Genomic DNA, 20,479 nt, shown 5'->3' on the forward strand with positions numbered 1-20,479 from the left:
CCCCCCCCCCCCCCCCCCCCCCCCCCCCCCCCCCCCCCCCCCCCCCCCCCCCCCCCCCCCCCCCCCCCCCCCCCCCCCCCCCCCCCCCCCCCCCCCCCCCCCCCCCCCCCCCCCCCCCCCCCCCGCGGCGGTGACGGGGGCTGGGTCACGCGCCTGTCCTCCTCGGTGCCAATGCAGGGCCGCCCCGGCCCTCCGAAGAGGGCCGGGGCGGCTGGGGCTGGATTGCCAACTCGGCAATCGCTGCCGGACTTGGCAAGAAATGTCAGTGGCAATCCCGCTGACATTCCGGCGAGCCTGCCGGGACATCAGGCGAGAATCCCGCTGACATCCCGGCAAGCCTCGCTATCAGCTGCAGCCGCTGGTCGAGCCGCAGCCCTCGCAGACGTAGCAGCTGCCGGCGGGGCGCATCTTCGTGCCGCAGGTCATGCACAGCGGCGCGTCGGTGGCCGTGCCGGTGACCAACTCGAGCAGCTCGGCCGAGGAGTGCGCCTCCTTGAGCGGCTTCTCGCTCGCGGGCTCCGGCTTGCGCTCGTCGGTCGGCACCGAGCTGCGCAGCGCCTCGACGTCGACCTCCTCCTCCTCGACGACCGTCCCGGCCGACGCGGAGGTGCCGTAGCCGGACACCTGGGCGGCCCGCTCCTCGGCGGTGAAGATGCCGAGGGTCGCGCGGGTCTCGACCGGCAGGTGGTCCAGCGCCAGGCGCCGGAAGATGTAGTCCATCACCGACTGGGCGATCCGGATGTCCGGGTCGTCGGTCATGCCGGCCGGCTCGAAGCGCATGTTGGTGAACTTCTGGATGTAGGTCTCGAGCGGCACACCGTGCTGCAGCGCGATGGACAGCGCGATCGAGAAGGCGTCCATGACGCCGGCCAGGGTCGAGCCCTGCTTGCCGAGCTTGAGGAACACCTCGCCGAGGCTGCCGTCCTCGTACATCCCGGCGGTCATGTAGCCCTCGGCGCCGGCGACGCTGAACGAGGTGGTCATGCTCGTCCGCTTCTTCGGCAGCCGCTTGCGCACCGGGTGCGCCAGCGCCGTGGGGGCGGCCTCGACCTTGACCTCGGTCCCACCCTCGGCACCGGCCTTCTTGGCCTTGGCGTCGGACAGCGGCTGGCCGACCTTGCAGTTGTCGCGGTAGATCGCCAGCGCCTTGAGGCCCAGTTTCCAGCCCTGGAAGTAGATGTTCTCGACGTCCTCGACGGTGGCCGACTCCGGCATGTTGACCGTCTTGCTGATGGCGCCGGAGATGAACGGCTGGACCGCCGCCATCATCCGCACGTGGCCCATCGGCGAGATGGCCCGCTCGCCCATGGCGCAGTCGAACACCTCGTAGTGCTCCGGGCGCAGGCTCGGGGCGTTGACCACGTGGCCGTGCTCGGCGATGTACTCGACGATCGCCTCGATCTGCTCCTCCTGGTAGCCCAGGCTCTTGAGCGCGCGCGGCACGGTCTGGTTGACGATCTGCATGGAGCCGCCGCCGACCAGCTTCTTGAACTTGACCAGCGAGAAGTCCGGCTCGATGCCGGTCGTGTCGCAGTCCATCATGAAGCCGATGGTGCCGGTGGGGGCGAGCACCGAGGCCTGGGCGTTGCGCCAGCCGTTCTCGCCGCCGATCGCCAGGCACTCCTGCCACTCGGCGGTGGCCGCCTTGAGCACGTCGGCGTCGTCGGCGCCGACCGGGCGGATGGCGTCGTTGGCCGCGGCGTGCTTGCGCATCACCCGGGCGTGCGCGTCGGCGTTGCGGGCGTAGCCGTCGTACGCGCCGACGATGCCGGCCAGCTCGGCCGAGCGCCGGTAGGCGGTGCCGGTCATCAGCGAGGTGATCGCCGCGGCCAGGGTCTGGCCGCCGCGCGAGTCGTACGCGTGACCGGTGGCCATGAGCAGCGCGCCGAGGTTGGCGTAGCCGATGCCCAGCTGGCGGTAGGCCCGCGTCGTGTCACCGATCGGCTCGGTCGGGAAGTCGGCGAAGCAGATGGAGATGTCCATCGCCGTGATGACCAGCTCGACGGCCTTGACGAAGCGCTTGCTGTCGAAGGTCCCGTCGTCCTGCAGGAACTTCATGAGGTTCAGCGACGCCAGGTTGCACGAGCTGTTGTCGAGGCTCATGTACTCCGAGCACGGGTTGGACGCGTTGATCCGGCCGGTCTCGGGGTTGGTGTGCCAGTCGTTGATCGTGTCGTCGTACTGGATGCCCGGGTCGGCGCACTCCCAGGCGGCCTGGGTGACCTTGCGGAACAGCGCCTTGGCGTCGACGGTCTCGATGACCGAGCCGTCGAGGCGCCCGCGCAGCCCGAAGTCGGTGCCCTCCTCGACCGCGCGCATGAACTCGTCGGAGACGCGGACGGAGTTGTTGGCGTTCTGGTACTGGACGCTGGTGATGTCCTTGCCGCCGAGGTCCATGTCGTACCCGGCGTCGCGCAGCGCGCGGATCTTGTCCTCCTCGCGCGCCTTGGTCTCGATGAACTCCTCGATGTCGGGGTGGTCGATGTCGAGGACGACCATCTTGGCCGCGCGGCGGGTGGCGCCACCGGACTTGATGGTCCCGGCGGAGGCGTCGGCGCCGCGCATGAAGCTGACCGGGCCGGAGGCGGTGCCGCCGGAGGAGAGCAGCTCCTTGGAGGAGCGGATGCGGGAGAGGTTCAGGCCGGCGCCCGAGCCGCCCTTGAAGATCAGCCCCTCCTCCCGGTACCAGTTCAGGATCGAGTCCATCGTGTCGTCGACGGCGAGGATGAAGCAGGCGCTGACCTGCTGCGGGGCGCTCGTGCCGACGTTGAACCAGACGGGGCTGTTGAAGCTGAAGTACTGGTGCAGCAGCATCCAGGTCAGCTCGTGCTCGAAGATCTCGGCGTCGCCCTCGGTGGCGAAGTAGCCGTGCTCGCGACCGGCGGCGCCGTAGGTCAGGACGACGCGGTCGATGAGCTGGCGCAGGCTGCTCTCCCGCTGCGGGGTCCCCACCGCGCCGCGGAAGTACTTCGTCGTGACGATGTTCGTCGCGTTGATGCTCCACTCGGCGGGGAACTCCACGCCGCGCTGCTCGAAGTTGATCGAGCCGTCACGCCAGTTGGTCATGACGACGTCGCGGCGCTCCCACGTCACCTCGTCGTAGGGGTGCACGCCGGCGGTGGTGAAGACCCGCTTGACCTTCAGGCCCTTCCCCCGGGCAGGCGCCTTGCCCCCGCGGCGGACGCGGGCGGAGGACAGGCGGTCGTCGGTCTCGGTCATGGCTTGGAGCTCTCCCTTGGTGCGGCTGCGGCTGGGGAAGCGCCGCGATCGGTGGTGCCCTGACAGGTGTGTAGCGGGTGGTGCTGACAGTTCTCGCTGGTCGTGCCGGGTGTCCGGCGGCGGTGCCGGAGGGTCGCCGGGTGGAGCTAGGTGCGCCCGCGGCGGCGGGTCGGCGGCCCCTCGGGCGGCAGGCCCGGCAGCGGCGGGGTGCCGCCGGGCAGGTGGCGCGCCCGCAGCTCGGTGATCTCCTTCTCGAAGTCGTCGATGGAGTCGAACGCGCGGTAGACGCTGGCGAAGCGGAGGTAGGCCACCTCGTCGAGCTCCCGCAGCGGGCGCAGGATCGCCAGGCCGACCTCCTGGCTCGGCACCTCGGCCGCGCCGGTCGCCCGGATGGCGTCCTCCACCTGCTGGGCGAGCTGCTGCAGCTGCGCCTCGTCGACCGGCCGCCCCTGGCAGGCGCGGCGGACGCCGGCGACGACCTTGCTGCGGTTGAACGGCTCGCTCACCCCGCTGCGCTTGACGACGGCGAGCACCGCCTCCTCGACGGTGGTGAACCGGCGCCCGCAGGCGGGGCAGGAACGACGGCGCCGGGTGGTCGCGCCCTCGTCGGCCTCGCGCGAGTCGATGACCCGGCTGTCGGGGTTGTGGCAGAACGGGCACCGCACGGCGATCGACCCCCTCCCGCGGCTCGCCCAGGCCCTCCGCCCGGACCGGTCCTGTGGACCCTCCTGGGGACATCCGGTGGATGTCCCGGGGAGAACCTGCGGAACGGGTGTGGACGGTCTTACAGACCTGCAACTACTAGATGTAGGGGAACCCTAGGCCGGGCCCCACTACATGTGCAAGACGACCCGCGAGAGTTCTGTTCCGCCGAGACACGGCCGTGACCAGCCGCAACAACGCGGCGCAGGAGTCACACGACACGCCGCGCGACGCGCCCGCCGGGTTGTGCCCGGTGCGGTAGGGGCGCACCCTGCGCGGCCCGCCACGAGCGGCCGGGGAGCACGCCCAGCGGACCTCGGAGGGACGCCGGTACCGCGGACCGGGCCGGTCAGACGCCGGTGAGCGTGTCGTCCCGGTGCACGGCACGGGGCCGCGGCGCGGACCCACCGCGCGCGACGCCGTCCAGGCGCATCGGACGCGTGTACAGGTCCGGCTCGGGCGAGGGGACCACCTCGGGGAGCCGCGGAGCGGGCACGCGCACCGGCTCCTCGGTCACCGCGGCCAGCACGCCGGTGTCCGCGGCGCGGTGCCGGCCCGACCCGGACGGGGAGGCCGGCGCCCGGTGCCGACCGCTGGGCACGGCCACGCCGACCGCCGGGAACTCGGCCGTCTCACCCACGACGCGCGAGTCGGCGCGACGGCGCCGGCCGGCGGGGTGGCTCGCCCGGCTGGCGGCGTCGTCCCGGACCGCCGGGAACCCGCGCGTGGCGGCCAGGTCCGAGACGGTGCCGGCGCGCGCGGCGCCCGGCGCCGCGGGACGCCCGCGACGGGCGGGGCCGGTGGCGGAGACGTCGGTCAGGCGCATGCTGCGCGTCGCGGCCAGGTCCTCCACGACGGCCTCGGTGACGGTCGCGACCGCGTCCGCGGCCGGCGCGGGCGCCACGGTCAGGTGGCGCTCCGGCAGGCGCAGGCAGTCGAGGTCGGTCCACACCGACTCCTCGACGTCGCCCACGGCGAGCCGGACCCACACCTGGCACCCGCCCTCGGCGTCGTGGCGCCAGCCGAGCAGCGAACCGGGCAGCCACTCGCCCGCCGAGTAGGCCTCGACGGCCTGGGGCGAACTGGTGAACACCGCTGCACGACTCTCGATGGCGCCTGGCACGCGACGACCGTATGCGCTGCAGCCAGTACACAGCGTGAAGCCACGGGTACTGAGGGTTGACGAAGTCGGCCCCTCGATCTTGTCGGTGTCCTTGCGGTACCCGCTCGGCTCGGAGGCGGCGCCCGGCCGGTCGGCGCTCACGGCAGCTCGAGGACCTGCCCCGGCACCAGCTCGGTGCCGTCGAGGTGGTTGACCCGCTGCAGGGCGTCGACGACGGCGCGGACGTCCTCGTCGCCGGCCACCGCGCCGGCGATGGACCACAGAGTGTCCCCCGGCTGGACCACGACCCGGCTCTCGCCCACCAGCTGCAGCCCGTCCTCACCGCCGCCGGTGACCAGCGGACCCAGCCAGGCGCCCACCGCCACCCCGGCACCCAGGGCCAGCGCGACCGCGATCCGCCGGGCGCGCCGGGTCAACCGCAGCGGGACCGGTTCCGGGCGCGTCGCGGCGCCCCGCCGGGGAGCGGTGCAGCCACCGCCCCGCACGGGCCGCGCCGGGGCGGCCGGACCTGTGGCGGGCACCCGCCCGCCGGGCGCGGGCCGGCGGGGCCGGGGGGCCGGCGGGGTCGCGGCCGGCGCCCTCCCGGCCCCGGCGCGCGGCGCGGACTGCGGCGACCTGGCCGACCGCACGCCCTCGGGCGGGCAGGCGACGGAGCGCAGCGACGGGCGCCAGGGCGCCTGCACCGACTCGTCGAACTCCAGCACGGCCTGCTGCACGCTTCCCACGGCCACTCCTCCCGGCTGTTGCGGATCCCCGACGTTCTCGAACAGGCGTTCGAATCGAACGTCTGTGCGATGTCTACCGGAGGTCGCCGAGAGAAGCGACCCGACACGGCCTGCCTTCGAACGTGTGTTTGATAGTTCGCGTCGACAGCGCTACCGTCTGCTACCGACGACGACGGACGCGCGGGACGGCTGCACCGGCCCGGCGGGCGAGGAGGAGACGTGGCGAGCACGAGGGGGACGTCGGGCGGACGCCGGGTACCCGGCGACGGCGGCACGGGCACCCGGCGCCGCGCCGCGCGCGCCGGCGAGCCGGCCGGGGCGACCGGGACCGCGACGGAGGAGCGGACCGCGGCCGTGCGCGCCTTCCCCGACCGCGGCGAGGCCGGCGACGGGCTCACCCAGCGGCAGCGCCGCGTCCTGGAGGTCATCCGCGACTCCGTCGAGCGGCGCGGCTACCCGCCCTCGGTGCGCGAGATCGGCGAGGCGGTCGGGCTGTCGTCGGCCTCCTCGGTGGCGCACCAGCTCTCGGTGCTGCAGAAGAAGGGCTGGCTGCGCCGCGACCCCAACCGTCCCCGCGCCCTCGACGTGCGGCTGCCCGGCGAGCAGTCCCTGCCGGCCGCGGCGGCCACCGGCAGCGACGACACCGCCGTGCCGGCGCCCACCTACGTCCCCCTGGTCGGCCGGATCGCCGCCGGTGGCCCGGTGCTCGCCGAGCAGGCCGTGGAGGACGTCTTCCCGCTGCCGCGCGAGCTCGTCGGCGACGGCACGCTCTTCATGCTCAAGGTCGCCGGTGACTCCATGGTCGAGGCCGCGATCTGCGACGGCGACTGGGTCGTCGTGCGCCAGCAGCCCACGGCCGAGAACGGCGAGATCGTCGCGGCCATGATCGACGGCGAGGCCACGGTGAAGACCTACAAGCGCCGCGACGGGCACGTGTGGCTGCTGCCGCACAACCCGGCGTACGAGCCCATCCCGGGTGACGACGCGACGATCCTCGGCCGGGTCGTCACCGTCCTGCGCCGGGTCTGACCGCTCGGCGGGGCGGGGCTAGACCCCGCTCCGCCGGAGTCGCCGGAACAGGCTGCCCACGCCGACCACCACCGTGGCGACCGCGGCGGCGACCAGAGCGGCCGTGAACGTGGGCGGCCCCCCGGCGGGGTCACCCGTGACCGCCGCCGACGCCGCGGCGGCCACCGGCTCGAGCTGGGCCGTGGTCGGCACGACGGTCACGTCCCCCGGCAGGCCCTCACCGGCGACGACGAGCTGGCGGTCGTCCGCGCTGAAGCTGATCGCCTCGCCCTGCGGCGCGGGCGGCAGCGGCACGCGCACCGGCTCCCCGGCCAGCGCGCCGGGCACGTCCGACCCGCTCAGCGGCCAGACGTAGGCGTCGGTGTAGGTGCGCAGCGCCAGCAGCCGGCCGTCCCGCGACACCGCTCCCCCGGTCGCCATGAGCTGACCGGCGCGACCGACCGGGCCGCCCGCGGTGCCGGTCAGCGTGAAGGTCACGGTGCCCACCCGCTCCAGCGCCACGGTCCCGCCGTCGGCCGGCGGCCCGGTGGGCCGGTAGAGCCCGCTGGCGCCGAGCACCTCCTTGGTGACCAGGTACGGCGTCCCGTCCGGGGCCAGCAGCAGCGACTCGGCGTCGTGCGGCCCGTCGGGATAGGTCAGCCGGTACACGCCGGTGGTCCCGTCCGGGCGCAGCGCCAGCAGGGCCACGGTGGGCCGCTCCAGCCGGTTGTCGCCGATGTCGGCCACCCAGACGGTGCCGTCGGCGCCGACCGCGAGGTCCTCGGGGTCGTAGGGGTCCACCGCACCCGTCCGGACCTCCACCACCGCGCAGGCGGTGTCGAGGACGACGACGGAGAGCTGCTCGCCGCCGTCGTTGAGGGCCACCATGCGGTCGCCCACGACCACCAGGCCCGAGAGCTCGGCCAGCCGGGGGTCGGTGACCTGGCACAGCGTCTGCGGTGCGGCGGTGTCGGTGGCCGCCTGCGGCGTCTCGGCGGGGGCGGCCACGGCCGGGACGGCGGCGACGAGCACGAGCGCGCCGGCGAGCGCGCCGGCGGTCAGCGGGCGCGCGGACACGCCACTACGCAGGCCGGCCGTCTCGGGCACGAACCCAGCGTGACAGAATCGTCGCGTCGAGTGCATGCACCACGCCCAGCAGCAGGATCCCCACGGCCGCCCCGACGACGGCGTCGGTGACCCAGTGGAAGTCCAGGGACACCATCGCCACGGCGGTGGCGACCGGTCCGAGGACCGAGAGCCACCGCAGCGCGCGCTGGACGGGCGCCGGCAGGCCGAACTCCACGGCCTGCCACCGGGCGACGCCCCACATGAGGACGGCGTTGGCCACGTGGCCGGACGGGTACGACTCGCCGTCCCGGTGGAAGAACGAGCCCGGGTAGGCCGGCGCGGTCCGGCCGGTGCCGTACTTGAAGCTGTAGACGACCGCGGTGAGCAGGAAGAGCGCGACCAGCACGCGCAGCAGCGGCAGCAGCGTGCGCCGCGTCCAGCACGTGTAGCCGACCAGGGCGGCCAGCATGAGCAGGATGAAGCCGCGGCCGCCGAGCTGCGTCACCGCCCAGACCGGCCAGTAGGCGGCGGAGTCGCGCAGCCCCCAGGAGCTGACGACCTCGGAGACCCGCAGGTCCATCCACTCCAGCCAGCCGCGGCTGAGCAGGTCGACGGTCACCGCCGTCGTCGCGACGGCGGCGACGCCGAGCAGCCACCACGGCGGCCGGCCGACCGAGACGGGCTGCGGCGGGGAGCCGGGGGCGTACACGTCCCCGGGCCTCCGCCGCACCGCGCCGCTCGTCACGGCCTCACGGTACCGGGCCGTGATCCGTTCGTGACCTGCATCGACCCGTACGGGTGCCGCGTGCCGCTCAGGCGATCGGCGCCGCGAACTCCTCGAGGACGGCGGCGAGGGCGCCGTCGACCCGTGCGGTCAGCCGCGTGCCGCCGGCCTCGTGCTGTTCGGACAGGACCTCGCCGTCGCGGTGCACCCGGGCCACGAGGTCGCCGCGGCCGTAGGGCACCAGCACCTCGACGTCGACGTCCGGGTGCGGCAGCCGCCCCGTGATCTCGTCGCGGAGCCGGTCGATGCCCACCCCGGTCCGGGCGGAGACCCACACGGCCCCGGGCAGCGCCTGGCGCAGGGCCAGGACGTCGTCCTCGGTCATCGCGTCGACCTTGTTCACCACGATGAGCTCCGGCACCGCGGAGGCGTCGATCTCCGACAGCACCGTGTGCACGGCGTTGATCTGGCCGAGCGGGTCGGGGTCGGAGCCGTCGACCACGTGCACGAGCAGGTCGGCGGCCGCGACCTCCTCCAGCGTCGAGCGGAAGGCGTCGACGAGCTGGTGCGGGAGGTAGCGGACGAAGCCGACGGTGTCGGTCAGCGTGTACTCACGGCCGTCGGCGGTCTCGGCCCGGCGGACCGTCGGGTCGAGGGTGGCGAACAGCGCGTTCTCGACCAGCACCCCGGCGCCGGTCAGCCGGTTGAGCAGGCTGGACTTGCCGGCGTTGGTGTAGCCGGCGATGGCGACGCTGGGGACGGCGTTGCGGCCCCGGTTGGCCCGCTGCGTGGCGCGCGCGGTCGACATGCCGGCGATCTCGCGGCGCAGCTTGCTCATCCGCGCGCGGATCCGCCGCCGGTCGGTCTCGATCTTGGTCTCACCGGGACCGCGGGTACCGATGCCGCCACCGCCGGCGACCCGGCCACCGGCCTGCCGGGACATCGACTCACCCCAGCCGCGCAGCCGCGGCAGCATGTACTGCATCTGGGCGAGCTCGACCTGGGCCTTGCCCTCCCGGCTCGTGGCGTGCTGGGCGAAGATGTCCAGGATCAGCGCGGTCCGGTCGACCACCTTGACCTTGAGGATCTTCTCCAGGGCGTTGAGCTGGCCGGGGGTCAGCTCGCCGTCGCAGATCACGGTGTCGGCGCCGGTGGCCGCGACGATGTCGCGGATCTCGGTGGCCTTGCCCGAGCCGACGTAGGTGCCGGCGTCGGGGGTGGTGCGGCGCTGGCTGACCGCCTCGAGCACCTGGGAGCCGGCGGTCTCGGCCAGGGCGGCCAGTTCGGCGAGGGAGCGGTCGGCGTCGGCCGCCGTCCCCTCGGTCCAGACCCCGACCAGCACGACGCGCTCGAGGCGCAGCCGGCGGTACTCGACCTCGGTGACGTCGGTGAGCTCGGTCGACAGCCCGGCCACGCGGCGGAGCGCGCTGCGCTCCTCGAGGGCGTAGGAGCCGGCGCTGTCGTCCGGCTCGTCGACGAGGGGGAGTTCGGAAGCGGTCGTCATCGGTTCCAGCGTGACACGGGGGTCCGACGCTGGCACCTGAGTTCGTGCGGGAGATGTCATCGCCGGGTACAACGCATCACGCCTCCGGGTGCATCCCGAGGTACAGCGACCACTTCTCGCCCTCCGGGTCGACCGGCCGGCGGGCGTACTCGTCGAGCAGGGCGTGCAGCCGGCGGCGGAACTGCGCGAGGTCCTCGGCGGACAGGCGCAGGCCGAGGCGGCTGCTCTGCAGCCGCTGCTCCCCCACCTCGGCCACCTCCTCGAGGAAGGCGGCGAGGATCGGGTCGTGCGCCGGGGGCGGCCGGTCGTCGACGTCCATCAGCCAGCTCTTGCCCGTGGCCCGGTAGGGCACCTCCCGCGAGCCGCGGGTGCCCCGGCGGACGGGCTCCGCGGCGAGGAAGCCGGTGTCGACCAGCGTGCGCACGTGGTGCAGCACCGTCGCCGGGTTGCGGCCCAGGCGCTCGGCGATCTCCTTGTTGGTGAGCGCCTCGGCGCGGCACAGCCGCAGGATGCGCAGCCGGACGGCGGAGGCGAGGGCCCGGTGCTCGGCGTCGGTGGCCCGGCGCTTCTCCCCGCGGATGAGCGGCGGGCCGGGCTCGGTCACGGGCCGAGCCTAGGCGACACGCCGCTGACTGATTGACTTCTCCCAATCAGTCGACGCAGGCTGCTCGCCGTGAGCACCCCGGAGAGCCTGTGGCGGCACCGCGACTTCCGCCGGCTGTGGGCGGCGGAGACGGTCAGCCAGGTCGGCACCCAGATCACGCTGGTGGCGCTGCCGGTCCTGGCCGTCACCCTCCTCGACGCCACCCCGCTGGAGATGGGGGTGCTCACCGCGCTGGAGACCGCGGCGTTCCTCGTGATCGGGCTGCCGGCCGGCGCCTGGGTGGACCGGTGGCGGCGCAAGCGGGTGCTCGTCGTCAACGACCTGGTCCGCGCGGTCGCGCTGGCGACCCTGCCGCTCGCCTGGTGGCTCGACGTGCTGTCCCTGGCGCAGCTGTTCGTCGTCGCGGCGGTCACCGGTGTGGCGACGGTCTTCTTCGACGTCGCCTACCAGAGCTACCTGCCCACGCTGGTCGCGCCGGACCAGATCGTCGACGGCAACGGCAAGCTGGAGAGCAGCCGCGCCGTCGCCCACGTGGCCGGCCCGGGCGTCACCGGCGTGCTGCTCCGCGTCCTGGGCGCCCCGGTGCTGATCCTCGTCGACGCGGTGTCGTTCCTGGTCTCGGCGCTGTTCCTCGGCCGGATCCGGCACGTCGACACGGTTCCCGACCGCGCCGCCCGCCGGCCGCTGCGGGTCGAGATCGCCGAGGGGCTCCGCTTCGTCGTCGGCCACCCGCTGCTGCGCCGGATCGTGGCCTGCACCGGCACGTCCAACCTGTTCTCGGCGATGAGCACGGCGCTGCTGGTCCTCTTCGCGATCCGGACCCTCGGGCTGGAGGAGAGCGAGCTCGGGTTCGTCTTCTCCGCCGGGGCCGTCGGCGGGCTGCTCGGGGCCTTCACCGGCGCCCGGTTCGCCCGCGTGGTGGGCGAGGGCCGGGCGATCCCGCTCGCGTCACTGCTGCTGCTGCCGTTCGCGGCGCTCACCCCGCTGGCCGCGGTCGGCGCGCCGACCGTGCTGCTCGTGGTCAGCATGGCCGGCTTCGGCTGGGCGGTGGTCGCCTACAACATCACCCAGGTCAGCTTCCGGCAGCGGCTGTGCCCGCCCCACCTGCTCGGCCGGATGAACGCCTCGGTGCGGTTCATCGTCTTCGGCACGATGCCGCTGGGCGGCCTGCTGGGCGGCGTGCTGGGGACCTCGATCGGCGTGCTGCCCACGATGTGGGTGGTCGTCGCCGGCCACGGCCTGGCCGCGCTGTGGGTCGTCACCAGCCCGCTGCTGACGATGCGCGAGCTGCCCCGCGAGTGGGACGAGACCGCGGCGGACCCGGGGATGAGCCCGGCGGCCGCCGGGTAGGGCCGGGGCATGAGCGAGCACGGCGCGACCAGCACGAGCAGCGACGTCGACGACCCCGGCGCCGACCCGAAGGGCCTGAACCCCCCGCGCAACGTCCTCTTCGGCGGCAGCCAGGACAGCGGTCAGGGGCGGCCGGCGGGCGAGGGCAACGTGGGCCCCGCCGACAAGCCCGAGCCGCCCACCGAGGAGCCGGAGACCCGGGCCGACAGCCCGGACAACCCCTAGCCCAGCCACTCCGCGGTGAGCCCGCCGGCCGCCACGACGACGGCCGGCCCGGTGAGCACGGTGACACCCTCGCCGATCCGCACCGCGAGCCGCCCGCCGGGCACGTCCACGACGACGTCCCCGGTGGCGGCGCCGCTCGCGGTCACCGCCGCGTAGGCCGCGGCCACCGCGCCGGTGCCGCACGAGCGGGTCTCGCCCACGCCGCGCTCGTGCACGCGCAGACGGATGTGCCGGCCCGGGTCGAGCACGTTGACGACCTCGACGTTGACGCCCTCGGGGAACAGGGCGGGGTCGACGACCGGCGGCGCCGTCAGGTCGAGGGTCTCGACCGGCACGTCGGTGAGGCAGACCAGGTGCGGGTTGCCCAACGAGACGGCGAGCCCGGGCAGCGATCCGCCCGGTACCTTCGCGTCCCCGCGACCGAACGGCCGCGCCGGGCCCATGTCCACCCAGTAGCCGCCGCCGGGCACCGCGCCGACCCGCCGCGGGCCGCCGCGGGTGGCCACCAGCACGCCGGCCTCGCAGGCGGCGCGGTCGAGCAGCCCCTCGGTGACCAGCACGTGCAGGAACAGGCGGATGCCGTTGCCGCACATCTCGGCCAGGGAGCCGTCGGCGTTGCGGTGGTCCATGAACCACTCGCAGCCGGCGAGGTCCGCGCCCAGGACGGCGGGCGCGTCGGGCACGTGCACCGAGCGGACGACGCGCAGCACGCCGTCCCCGCCGATGCCGGCCCGGCGCTCGCACAGCCGGCGGACCAGGTCGGGGGTCAGCCGGTCCTCCGGCCAGGTGGCCCCGTCGGGGTCGGGCAGGACGACGAAGTCGTTCTCGGTGCCGTGCCCCTTGAGCACCCGGTCGGTCACGCCCCGATCGTACGGGCGGCGACGTGGGCGGTGACGGCGTCGGCCAGGTCGGGCCGGGCGGCGTCGAACCAGGTGAGGGCGGCGTCGCGGCGGAACCAGGAGCGCTGGCGGCGCACGAAGCGGCGGGTGGTCCCCACCGTCCGCTCCCGGGCCTCCTGCCCGGTCAGCGCCCCGTCGAGCTGCGCCAGCACCTGCGCGTAGCCGAGCGCCCGCGAGGCGGTCGGGCCCTCGCGGAGGCCCTCGGCGGCCAGCCGCTCCACCTCGGCCACGAAGCCGGCCGCCCACATCCGCTCGACGCGGACGGCGACCCGCTCGTCCAGCTCCGCCGGCTCGCGGTCCAGGCCGACGCCGACGACCGGGTAGTGCGGCGTGGGCTCGGGCAGCGTGGCGCGGAACGGTCCTCCGGTCAGCTCGACCACCTCGAGCGCCCGGACGATCCGCCGGCCGTTGCTGGGGAGGATCGCCGCCGCCGCCGCGGGGTCGACCGCGGCCAGCCGGGCGTGCAGCGCGGCCGGGCCGACGTCGTCGAGCTCGGCGGCGAGCCGGGCGCGCACCGCCGGGTCGGTGGCCGGGATGTCGAGCGCGTCCAGGACGGCGCGGACGTAGAGACCGGAGCCGCCGACCAGCAGCGGGACGACGCCGGCCGCCCGCAGCCGGTCGACCGCCGCGCGGGCGTGCCGCCGGTACTCGGCGACCGACGCCGGCTCGCGGACGTGCCAGAGGTCGTAGACGTGGTGCGGCACACCGCCGCGCTCCTCCGCCGTCGGCTTGGCGGTGCCGATGTCCATGCCGCGGTAGAGCTGCATGGAGTCGGCGTTGACCACCTCGCCGCCCAGCCGCCGCGCCAGCTCGACGGCGAGCGCGGTCTTGCCGGTGGCGGTCGGCCCGACGACGGCGACCACCGGGGGCGGCGTGCTCACGCGGCGACCCAGTCGGCCACCAGGTAGCCCACGCCGAAGGGCGCGTCGTCGTGGTGCAGCGTCGCGGTGACCGCCGCGCCGGCGAGCGCCGCGCCCACCGCCCGCCAGACGGGCACGCCGGCGGCGAGCAGCCGCTCCCCCTCCGCCGGGTCGAGCGCGGCCAGCGCCGCGGCGTCCCCGGCGGCGAGGGCCGCGGCGACCGCGGCGTCGAACGGGGCCGCGGCGTGGTCGAGGTGCCCCGGGGCCTTGAGCGTGCGGCGGGCCGACCCGTCGCCCATGGCCAGGATCCCGACGTCGCCGGGCACCCCGGCCAGGACGTCGGCGAGGTCGGCCGGGCCGACGCCGAGCCGGGCGCCGCGGTGGCCCGCCTCCTCGAGCAGCCAGGCCCCGACGGTGTGCGCCAGCGGCAGCCGCCGCCCCCCGGGCCGGATCCGCCCGGCGAACGGCACCTCGAGGTCGACGCCGAAGCCGCGGAGGTCGCCGACGTCCCCGGCGCCGAAGCGCTCGCCCGGACCCGCTCCGGGACCGACGACGACGACCACCTCCGGCGCGGCGGCCAGCACCGCGTCCACGGCGACGGCGCACGCCGCCCGCAGCGGCGCGGTGTCGGCGGCCGCCCGCCCGGCCACGGCGGGAGGCAGTAGGGGCGGGGACGGGCAGAAGGCGACAGCGACCGTGCGCGCCCCGACGGGCGAGGTACTCACGCCGAGCAGTCTCGCCGATGCGGCGTGGGACACTGCGGTCCGTGTCGAGCACGCAGAGCCCCGGAGACGGGACGCAGCAGGCCCTTCCGCCAGATGCGGCGGCTTCCGACGCGGTGACCCCGGAGGCGGGGACGCCCGCGGCGCCGGTGCCCGGCGACGCGGAGCTGGCCGACCCCACGGCCGACGCGACGGCGGGGACCCCGGCGGCGGAGACGCCCGCCGCGGCCACGGCGGAGACGCCGGTCGAGGCCACGGCGGAGACGCCGGTCGAGGCCCCAGTGGGGGCGCCCGCGGAGGCCGCGGTGGACGCGTCGGTCGCGGCACCCGCGGAGGCGACGCCGGACACCGTCGTCGAGCCGGCGGCGGAGAGCGCCCCGCTCGTCGTCCCCAGCCCGGCCGCCGTGCCGACCCACGCGCCCATCGCCGAGACCCCCGCCGAACCCGCTCCCGCCGCCACCGACCCCGCCCAGTGGGGCCGGGTCGACGAGGAGGGCACGGTCTACGTGCGCACCGCCGAGGGCGAGCGCGCCGTCGGCTCGTGGCAGGCCGGCGACCCCGCCGCGGGGCTGGCGCACTACGCGCGGCGCTACGACGACCTGGCCACCGAGGTGTCGCTGCTGGAGGCCCGCCTCAAGGCGCACACCGGCAACCCGGGCGAGCTCAAGGCCAAGGCGCAGGCGCTGGCCGACTCCATCCCGACCGCGGCCGCCGTCGGCGACCTCGACGGGCTCGCCGCCCGCGCGCGGGCGATGGTCGACACCGCCGACTCCGCCGCCGCCGAGTCGCGCGCCGAGAAGGCGGCCGCCCGGGCCGCGCAGATCGCCCGCAAGGAGGCGCTGGCCGCCGAGGCCGAGCAGATCGCCGCCGAGTCGACGTCCTGGAAGGCCGCCGGCGACCGGCTCAAGGCGATCGTCGAGGAGTGGAAGACGATCCGCGGGATCGACCGCAAGACCGACGAGGCGCTCTGGTCGCGCTTCGCCGCCGCCCGCGACGCCTTCGGCCGCCGCCGCGGCGCGCACTTCGCCGCGCTCGACGCCCAGCGCAACGAGGCCCGAGCGGCCAAGCAGGAGCTCATCGCCGAGGCCCAGCGGCTGTCGGCCTCGACCGACTGGGGACCCACCTCGGCGGCGATGCGCAGCCTGATGGACCGGTGGAAGGCGGTGCCCCGCACCGGCCGCGACGGCGACGACGACCTGTGGAAGCAGTTCCGCGCCGCCCAGGACGTGTTCTTCAGCGCCCGCGCCGAGCAGGACAAGGCCCGCAACGCCGAGCAGCTGGCCAACCAGCAGCAGAAGGAGGAGCTGCTCGCCGAGGCCGAGAAGATCGACCCGTCGTCCGGCGGCGCGCAGAACCAGCTGCGGCGGATCCAGGAGCGCTACGACGCCATCGGCCACGTCCCGCGCGGGGCGATGCGCACGCTCGAGGACCGGATGCAGGCCGTCGAGCAGAAGGTCCGCGGCGCCGCCGACGCCGGCCGCGCGCGGGTCGCGCCCGAGAACCCCATGGTGACGTCGATGCGCGCCGCGGTGACCAAGGCGGAGGAGCAGCTGGCCAAGGCGCGGGCGGCGGGCGACGAGAAGCGGATCGAGGAGGCCGAGGCCAACCTCGCCACCCGCCGCGAGTGGCTGGCCGAGGCCGAGAAGTCCGCCGGCCGACGCTAGGCGCCCGGTGGCCGACTTCGTCCTCGTCCACGGGGCGTGGGGCGGCGCGCACGTCTGGCGGCACGTGCGCCGGCTGCTCGCCGCCGACGGGCACGACGCGACCGCGCCGAGCCTGACCGGCATCGGGGAGCGGGTGCACCTGGTCAGCCCGCAGGTCGGACTCGGCACGCACGTCACCGACGTCGCCCACCACGTCGTCTACGAGGACCTCGCCGACGTCGTGCTGGTCGGCTTCTCCTACGGCGGGATGGTGGTCACCGGCGCGCTCGACGCGATCGGCGACCGGGTCCGCGCGCTGGTCTACGTCGACGCGTTCGTGCCCGCGGACGGTGAGAGCGTGCACGGGCTGCTCGGCGCACCACCGCCGGGGCCACCGCGACCGGGGGACGCGTGGCTGGTCGACGGGCCGGCACGGGTCTACGACGACCCCGCGGAGGAGGCCTTCGCCGCCCCGCGCCGCACCCCGCAGCCGCTCGCCTGCTTCACCGAGGCGGTGCGGTTGTCCCGGCCGGTGGCGGAATGGGCCTTCTCCCGCACCTACGTGCGCGCCACGGTGCCCGAACCGGGCGTGCCGCCGAACCCCGCGTTCGAGCAGGCGGCCGCCCGCGCCCGCACGTCCGCCGCGTGGCGGTACCGCGAGATCGCGACCACGCACATGGTCCCGCAGAACCGGCCCGCAGAGCTGGCCGGGATCCTGCTCGAGGCCGCCGCCGGCTAGGCCGGGGCGCCGACCGTCGGCATGCCGAGGAGGATGCCCGGCGTCGTCGGCCGGGTGCCGGCCTCGCTCGCGTCACCGGCGCGGGTGCGGCGGTGCGACAGCAGCGCGCCGTCGGCGATCAGGTGGTGCGGCGCGGCCCGGGTGAGCACGGTCTCGACGACGTCGCCCGGGCGGACCCCCTCGGCGGCGGTGAAGTGCACCAGCCGGCCGTCCCGCGCCCGGCCGGTCATCCGCCCCCGGGCGGCGTCCTTGCTGCCCTCCCCCGCGGAGACGAGCAGCTCCACGGTGGAGCCGACCAGCGCGCGGTTCTCGGCCCAGCTGATCTCCTCCTGCAGGGCAACCAGGCGCTCGTAGCGCTCCTGGACGACGGCCTTGGGCAGCTGGCCGTCCATCTCGGCGGCCGGGGTGCCCGGGCGCTTGGAGTACTGGAACGTGAAGGCGCCGGCGAAGCGCGCCTGCCGGACGACGTCGAGGGTCTGCTCGAAGTCCGCCTCGGTCTCCCCAGGGAAGCCCACGATGATGTCGGTGGTGATCGCGGCGTCGGGCATGGCGGCGCGGACCCGGTCGAGGATGCCGAGGTAGCGCTCCTGCCGGTAGCCGCGGCGCATCCGGCGCAGGACGTCGTCCGAACCGGACTGCAGCGGCATGTGCAGCGCGTGGCAGACCGCGGGGGTCTCGGCCATCGCGTCGATGACGTCGTCGGTGAACTCGCGCGGGTGTGGGCTGGTGAACCGGATCCGCTCCAGGCCCTCGATGCGGCCGGCCGCGCGCAGCAGGTCGGCGAAGGCGCCCCGGTCGCGGAACTCGACGCCGTAGGCGTTCACGTTCTGCCCGAGCAGCGTCACCTCGAGCACGCCCTGGTCGACGAGGGCCTGCACCTCGGCGAGTACCTCGCCGGGACGGCGGTCCTTCTCCTTGCCGCGCAGCGCCGGGACGATGCAGAACGTGCAGGTGTTGTTGCAGCCGACGCTGATCGACACCCAGCCCGAGTAGGCCGAGTCGCGCTTGGCCGGCAGGGTGGACGGGAACACCTCGAGCGCCTCGGCGATCTCCACCTGCGCCTCGGCGTTGTGCCGGGCACGCTCCAGCAGCGCCGGCAGCGACCCCACGTTGTGCGTGCCGAAGACGACGTCCACCCACGGGGCCCGCCGGACGATCTCGCCGCGGTCCTTCTGCGCCAGGCAGCCGCCGACGGCGATCTGCATGCCGGGGTGGGCGTCCTTGACCGGCCGCAGGTGCCCGAGATTGCCGTAGAGCCGGTTGTCGGCGTTCTCGCGCACCGCGCAGGTGTTGAGCACGACCACGTCGGCGTCGTCCTCGTCGGGGGCCGGCCGGTAGCCGGCGGCCTCGAGCAGCCCCGAGAGCCGCTCGGAGTCGTGCACGTTCATCTGGCACCCGTAGGTGCGGACCCGGTAGGTGCGGGCGGGGGCGGTCGCGTCCATGTCAGCTCCCGAGGGTACGGCCCCGGCCCGTACCACCCGCTTCGTTATGGCTTCGTGACGGCTGGGACACGTCCGGCGATTTCCGGCCCACCTAGGGTCTGCACCGTGGTCAGCCCTCCGAGCACCGAGCCGCTGGTGCGGCTCGCCGGTGTCAACAAGTGGTTCGGCGACCTGCACGTCCTGCAGGACGTCGACCTGACGATCGAGCGCGGCGAGGTGGTCGTCGTCATCGGCCCGTCCGGCTCGGGCAAGTCGACGCTGTGCCGGACGATCAACCGCCTCGAGGCGGTCCAGCAGGGCGAGATCGCCATCGACGGCCAGCCGCTGCCGCAGGAGGGCCGCGACCTCGCCCGGCTGCGCGCCGACGTCGGCATGGTCTTCCAGAGCTTCAACCTCTTCGCCCACAAGACGATCCTCGAGAACGTCACGCTGGGACCGGTCAAGGTGCGCGGCACCCGCAGGGCCGACGCCGAGAAGCGCGCCCGGGAGCTGCTCGACCGGGTCGGCGTGAGCGCGCAGGCCGACAAGTACCCGGCGCAGCTCTCCGGCGGTCAGCAGCAGCGGGTGGCGATCGCCCGGGCGCTGGCCATGGACCCCAAGGTCATGCTCTTCGACGAGCCGACGTCGGCCCTCGACCCCGAGATGATCAACGAGGTCCTCGACGTCATGACCTCGCTCGCGCGCGACGGCATGACGATGGTCGTCGTCACCCACGAGATGGGCTTCGCCCGCCGGGCGGCCAACCGGGTCGTGTTCATGGACGGCGGCCGGATCGTCGAGACCGCCGACCCGGACACCTTCTTCACCAGCCCGCGCTCGGAGCGGGCCAAGGACTTCCTCTCCAAGATCCTCCACCACTGAGGACCCCGCCGGGCCGGTCCGGCACGCACCACCCCGCACCACGAGAAAGGACCCGTTCATGCGCATCACCCGAACCGCGGCCGTCCTGGCCGCCGTCGGCGTCGTCCTCGCCGGTTGCTCCAGCGAGGCCGGGCAGGACACCGAGGAGCAGGCCGAGAGCACCCAGGAGGTGCAGGAGGACGTCGAGTTCGAGGCGGGCACGACGATGGCCGCCCTCAACGAGGCGGGCGCCGTCACGGTCGGCACCAAGTTCGACCAGCCCGGCTTCGGCCTGCTGAACCCGCAGACGGACCGCCCGGAGGGCTTCGACGTCGAGATCGCCGAGATCATCGCCGCGGAGCTCGGGATCGACCCGGAGAACGTCACCTTCGTCGAGACGGTGTCGGCCAACCGCGAGCCGTTCATCCAGAACGGCCAGGTCGACTTCGTCGTCGCCACCTACACGATCAACGACACCCGCAAGCAGGTCGTCGACTTCGCCGGGCCGTACTACGTCGCCGGCCAGGACATCATGGTCGCGGCGGGCAACCCCGAGGGCGTCGAGGGGCCGGACGACCTGGCCGGCCTCACCGTCTGCTCGGTCGAGGGCTCGACGCCGGCGCAGAACATCCGGGACAACTACCCGCAGGCCACCCTCGTCACCTACGACGTGTACTCCAAGTGCGCCGACGACCTGCGCAACGGCAACGTGCAGGCGGTGACCACGGACAACGTCATCCTCACCGGCCTGGTGGCCGGCAGCCCGGACGACTTCGAGCTGGTGGGCAACCCGTTCACGGAGGAGCCCTACGGCATCGGCCTGACCAAGGGCGACGACGAGTTCCGCACGTTCATCAACGACGTGCTCGAGGCGTCCTACGAGGACGGCCGCTGGGCCGAGGCCTGGGACAGCACCGTCGGGCAGATCACCGGCGAGGAGGCCCCCGAGCCGCCGGCCGTCGACCGCTACTGAGCCACCGGGGGGGGGGGGGGGGGGGGGGGGGCCCCCCCCCCCCACCCCCCCGGGCTGGGGGGGCGGCCCGGGGTGGGTGTGGGCCCCAAAACACAAAACACCCTCTCCG

Annotated in this window: 19 protein-coding genes; 7 read left to right on the top strand and 12 right to left on the bottom strand. The window is 74.8% G+C overall.

What is annotated here, in order from left to right:
• Positions 1 to 345: 345 nt before the first annotated feature.
• From ACI8AF_RS26285 to ACI8AF_RS26300, 4 genes are all read right to left on the bottom strand, one after another.
• Positions 346 to 3,219, bottom strand: coding sequence for a vitamin B12-dependent ribonucleotide reductase (locus tag ACI8AF_RS26285; protein ID WP_456542732.1), 2,874 nt, complete (start codon positions 3,217 to 3,219; stop codon positions 346 to 348).
• A gap of 146 nt (positions 3,220 to 3,365) precedes the next feature.
• Positions 3,366 to 3,884: a transcriptional regulator NrdR gene (gene nrdR / locus ACI8AF_RS26290; protein ID WP_456542733.1), complete on the bottom strand. Its 519-nt coding sequence runs from the start codon at positions 3,882 to 3,884 to the stop codon at positions 3,366 to 3,368.
• 386 nt (positions 3,885 to 4,270) lie between these two features.
• Positions 4,271 to 5,044, bottom strand: coding sequence for a hypothetical protein (locus ACI8AF_RS26295; protein ID WP_456542734.1), 774 nt, complete (start codon positions 5,042 to 5,044; stop codon positions 4,271 to 4,273).
• Between the two features lie 137 nt (positions 5,045 to 5,181).
• Positions 5,182 to 5,769: a LysM peptidoglycan-binding domain-containing protein gene (locus tag ACI8AF_RS26300; protein WP_456542735.1), complete on the bottom strand. Its 588-nt coding sequence runs from the start codon at positions 5,767 to 5,769 to the stop codon at positions 5,182 to 5,184.
• Between the two features lie 219 nt (positions 5,770 to 5,988).
• Here ACI8AF_RS26300 and lexA point away from each other — a divergent pair, with 219 nt between their 5' ends.
• Positions 5,989 to 6,798, top strand: coding sequence for a transcriptional repressor LexA (lexA, locus tag ACI8AF_RS26305; protein ID WP_456542736.1), 810 nt, complete (start codon positions 5,989 to 5,991; stop codon positions 6,796 to 6,798).
• A gap of 18 nt (positions 6,799 to 6,816) precedes the next feature.
• Here lexA and ACI8AF_RS26310 read toward each other — a convergent pair whose 3' ends face one another.
• From ACI8AF_RS26310 to ACI8AF_RS26325, 4 genes are all read right to left on the bottom strand, one after another.
• A complete protein-coding gene (locus ACI8AF_RS26310; protein ID WP_456542737.1) occupies positions 6,817 to 7,884 on the bottom strand; it encodes a hypothetical protein in 1,068 nt (355 codons plus the stop codon).
• Positions 7,859 to 8,590 (bottom strand): phosphatase PAP2 family protein, encoded by a 732-nt coding sequence (locus ACI8AF_RS26315; RefSeq protein WP_456542738.1) that lies wholly within the window; start codon positions 8,588 to 8,590, stop codon positions 7,859 to 7,861. The genes ACI8AF_RS26310 and ACI8AF_RS26315 overlap by 26 nt, the downstream gene beginning before the upstream one ends.
• Positions 8,591 to 8,657: 67 nt before the next feature.
• Complete coding sequence (gene hflX, locus ACI8AF_RS26320) at positions 8,658 to 10,073, bottom strand: GTPase HflX (RefSeq protein ID WP_456542739.1); 1,416 nt, start codon at positions 10,071 to 10,073, stop codon at positions 8,658 to 8,660.
• Between the two features lie 76 nt (positions 10,074 to 10,149).
• Positions 10,150 to 10,677, bottom strand: coding sequence for an ArsR/SmtB family transcription factor (locus ACI8AF_RS26325; protein WP_456542740.1), 528 nt, complete (start codon positions 10,675 to 10,677; stop codon positions 10,150 to 10,152).
• Positions 10,678 to 10,746: 69 nt separating this feature from the next.
• On the opposite strand from ACI8AF_RS26325, the gene ACI8AF_RS26330 reads away from it, so the two are divergent.
• Together ACI8AF_RS26330 and ACI8AF_RS26335 are read left to right on the top strand one after the other, a co-directional pair.
• Positions 10,747 to 12,027 carry an MFS transporter gene (locus tag ACI8AF_RS26330; RefSeq protein ID WP_456542741.1) on the top strand — a complete coding sequence of 427 codons (1,281 nt, stop codon included), beginning with the start codon at positions 10,747 to 10,749 and terminating at the stop codon, positions 12,025 to 12,027.
• Positions 12,028 to 12,036: 9 nt separating this feature from the next.
• Positions 12,037 to 12,252: a hypothetical protein gene (locus ACI8AF_RS26335; RefSeq protein ID WP_456542742.1), complete on the top strand. Its 216-nt coding sequence runs from the start codon at positions 12,037 to 12,039 to the stop codon at positions 12,250 to 12,252.
• Here the strand turns inward: ACI8AF_RS26335 and dapF are convergent.
• The 3 genes from dapF to ACI8AF_RS26350 are packed head-to-tail and all read right to left on the bottom strand — an operon-like array spanning position 12,249 to position 14,736.
• On the bottom strand, positions 12,249 to 13,112 hold the full coding sequence (gene dapF / locus ACI8AF_RS26340; protein WP_456542743.1) for a diaminopimelate epimerase: 864 nt from the start codon (positions 13,110 to 13,112) through the stop codon (positions 12,249 to 12,251). The genes ACI8AF_RS26335 and dapF overlap by 4 nt on opposite strands.
• Entirely contained in the window at positions 13,109 to 14,032 is a 924-nt protein-coding gene (miaA, locus tag ACI8AF_RS26345; RefSeq protein ID WP_456542744.1) for a tRNA (adenosine(37)-N6)-dimethylallyltransferase MiaA, read from the bottom strand. The genes dapF and miaA overlap by 4 nt, the downstream gene beginning before the upstream one ends.
• Positions 14,029 to 14,736 carry a hypothetical protein gene (locus ACI8AF_RS26350; protein ID WP_456542745.1) on the bottom strand — a complete coding sequence of 236 codons (708 nt, stop codon included), beginning with the start codon at positions 14,734 to 14,736 and terminating at the stop codon, positions 14,029 to 14,031. The genes miaA and ACI8AF_RS26350 overlap by 4 nt, the downstream gene beginning before the upstream one ends.
• A gap of 41 nt (positions 14,737 to 14,777) precedes the next feature.
• Here ACI8AF_RS26350 and ACI8AF_RS26355 point away from each other — a divergent pair, with 41 nt between their 5' ends.
• Together ACI8AF_RS26355 and ACI8AF_RS26360 are read left to right on the top strand one after the other, a co-directional pair.
• Positions 14,778 to 16,397: a DUF349 domain-containing protein gene (locus ACI8AF_RS26355; protein WP_456542746.1), complete on the top strand. Its 1,620-nt coding sequence runs from the start codon at positions 14,778 to 14,780 to the stop codon at positions 16,395 to 16,397.
• Positions 16,398 to 16,404: 7 nt separating this feature from the next.
• Positions 16,405 to 17,115 carry an alpha/beta fold hydrolase gene (locus tag ACI8AF_RS26360; protein ID WP_456542747.1) on the top strand — a complete coding sequence of 237 codons (711 nt, stop codon included), beginning with the start codon at positions 16,405 to 16,407 and terminating at the stop codon, positions 17,113 to 17,115.
• Here ACI8AF_RS26360 and miaB read toward each other — a convergent pair.
• Entirely contained in the window at positions 17,112 to 18,557 is a 1,446-nt protein-coding gene (gene miaB, locus ACI8AF_RS26365; RefSeq protein ID WP_456542748.1) for a tRNA (N6-isopentenyl adenosine(37)-C2)-methylthiotransferase MiaB, read from the bottom strand. The genes ACI8AF_RS26360 and miaB overlap by 4 nt on opposite strands.
• Before the next feature lie 132 nt (positions 18,558 to 18,689).
• Between miaB and ACI8AF_RS26370 the strand changes: the two genes are divergently transcribed.
• Positions 18,690 to 19,418, top strand: coding sequence for an amino acid ABC transporter ATP-binding protein (locus tag ACI8AF_RS26370; protein WP_456542750.1), 729 nt, complete (start codon positions 18,690 to 18,692; stop codon positions 19,416 to 19,418).
• Positions 19,419 to 19,476: 58 nt separating this feature from the next.
• Positions 19,477 to 20,370: a glutamate ABC transporter substrate-binding protein gene (locus ACI8AF_RS26375; protein WP_456542749.1), complete on the top strand. Its 894-nt coding sequence runs from the start codon at positions 19,477 to 19,479 to the stop codon at positions 20,368 to 20,370.
• Positions 20,371 to 20,479: the final 109 nt, after the last annotated feature.

It is taken from the genome of Blastococcus sp. SYSU D00669 (assembly GCF_054050715.1).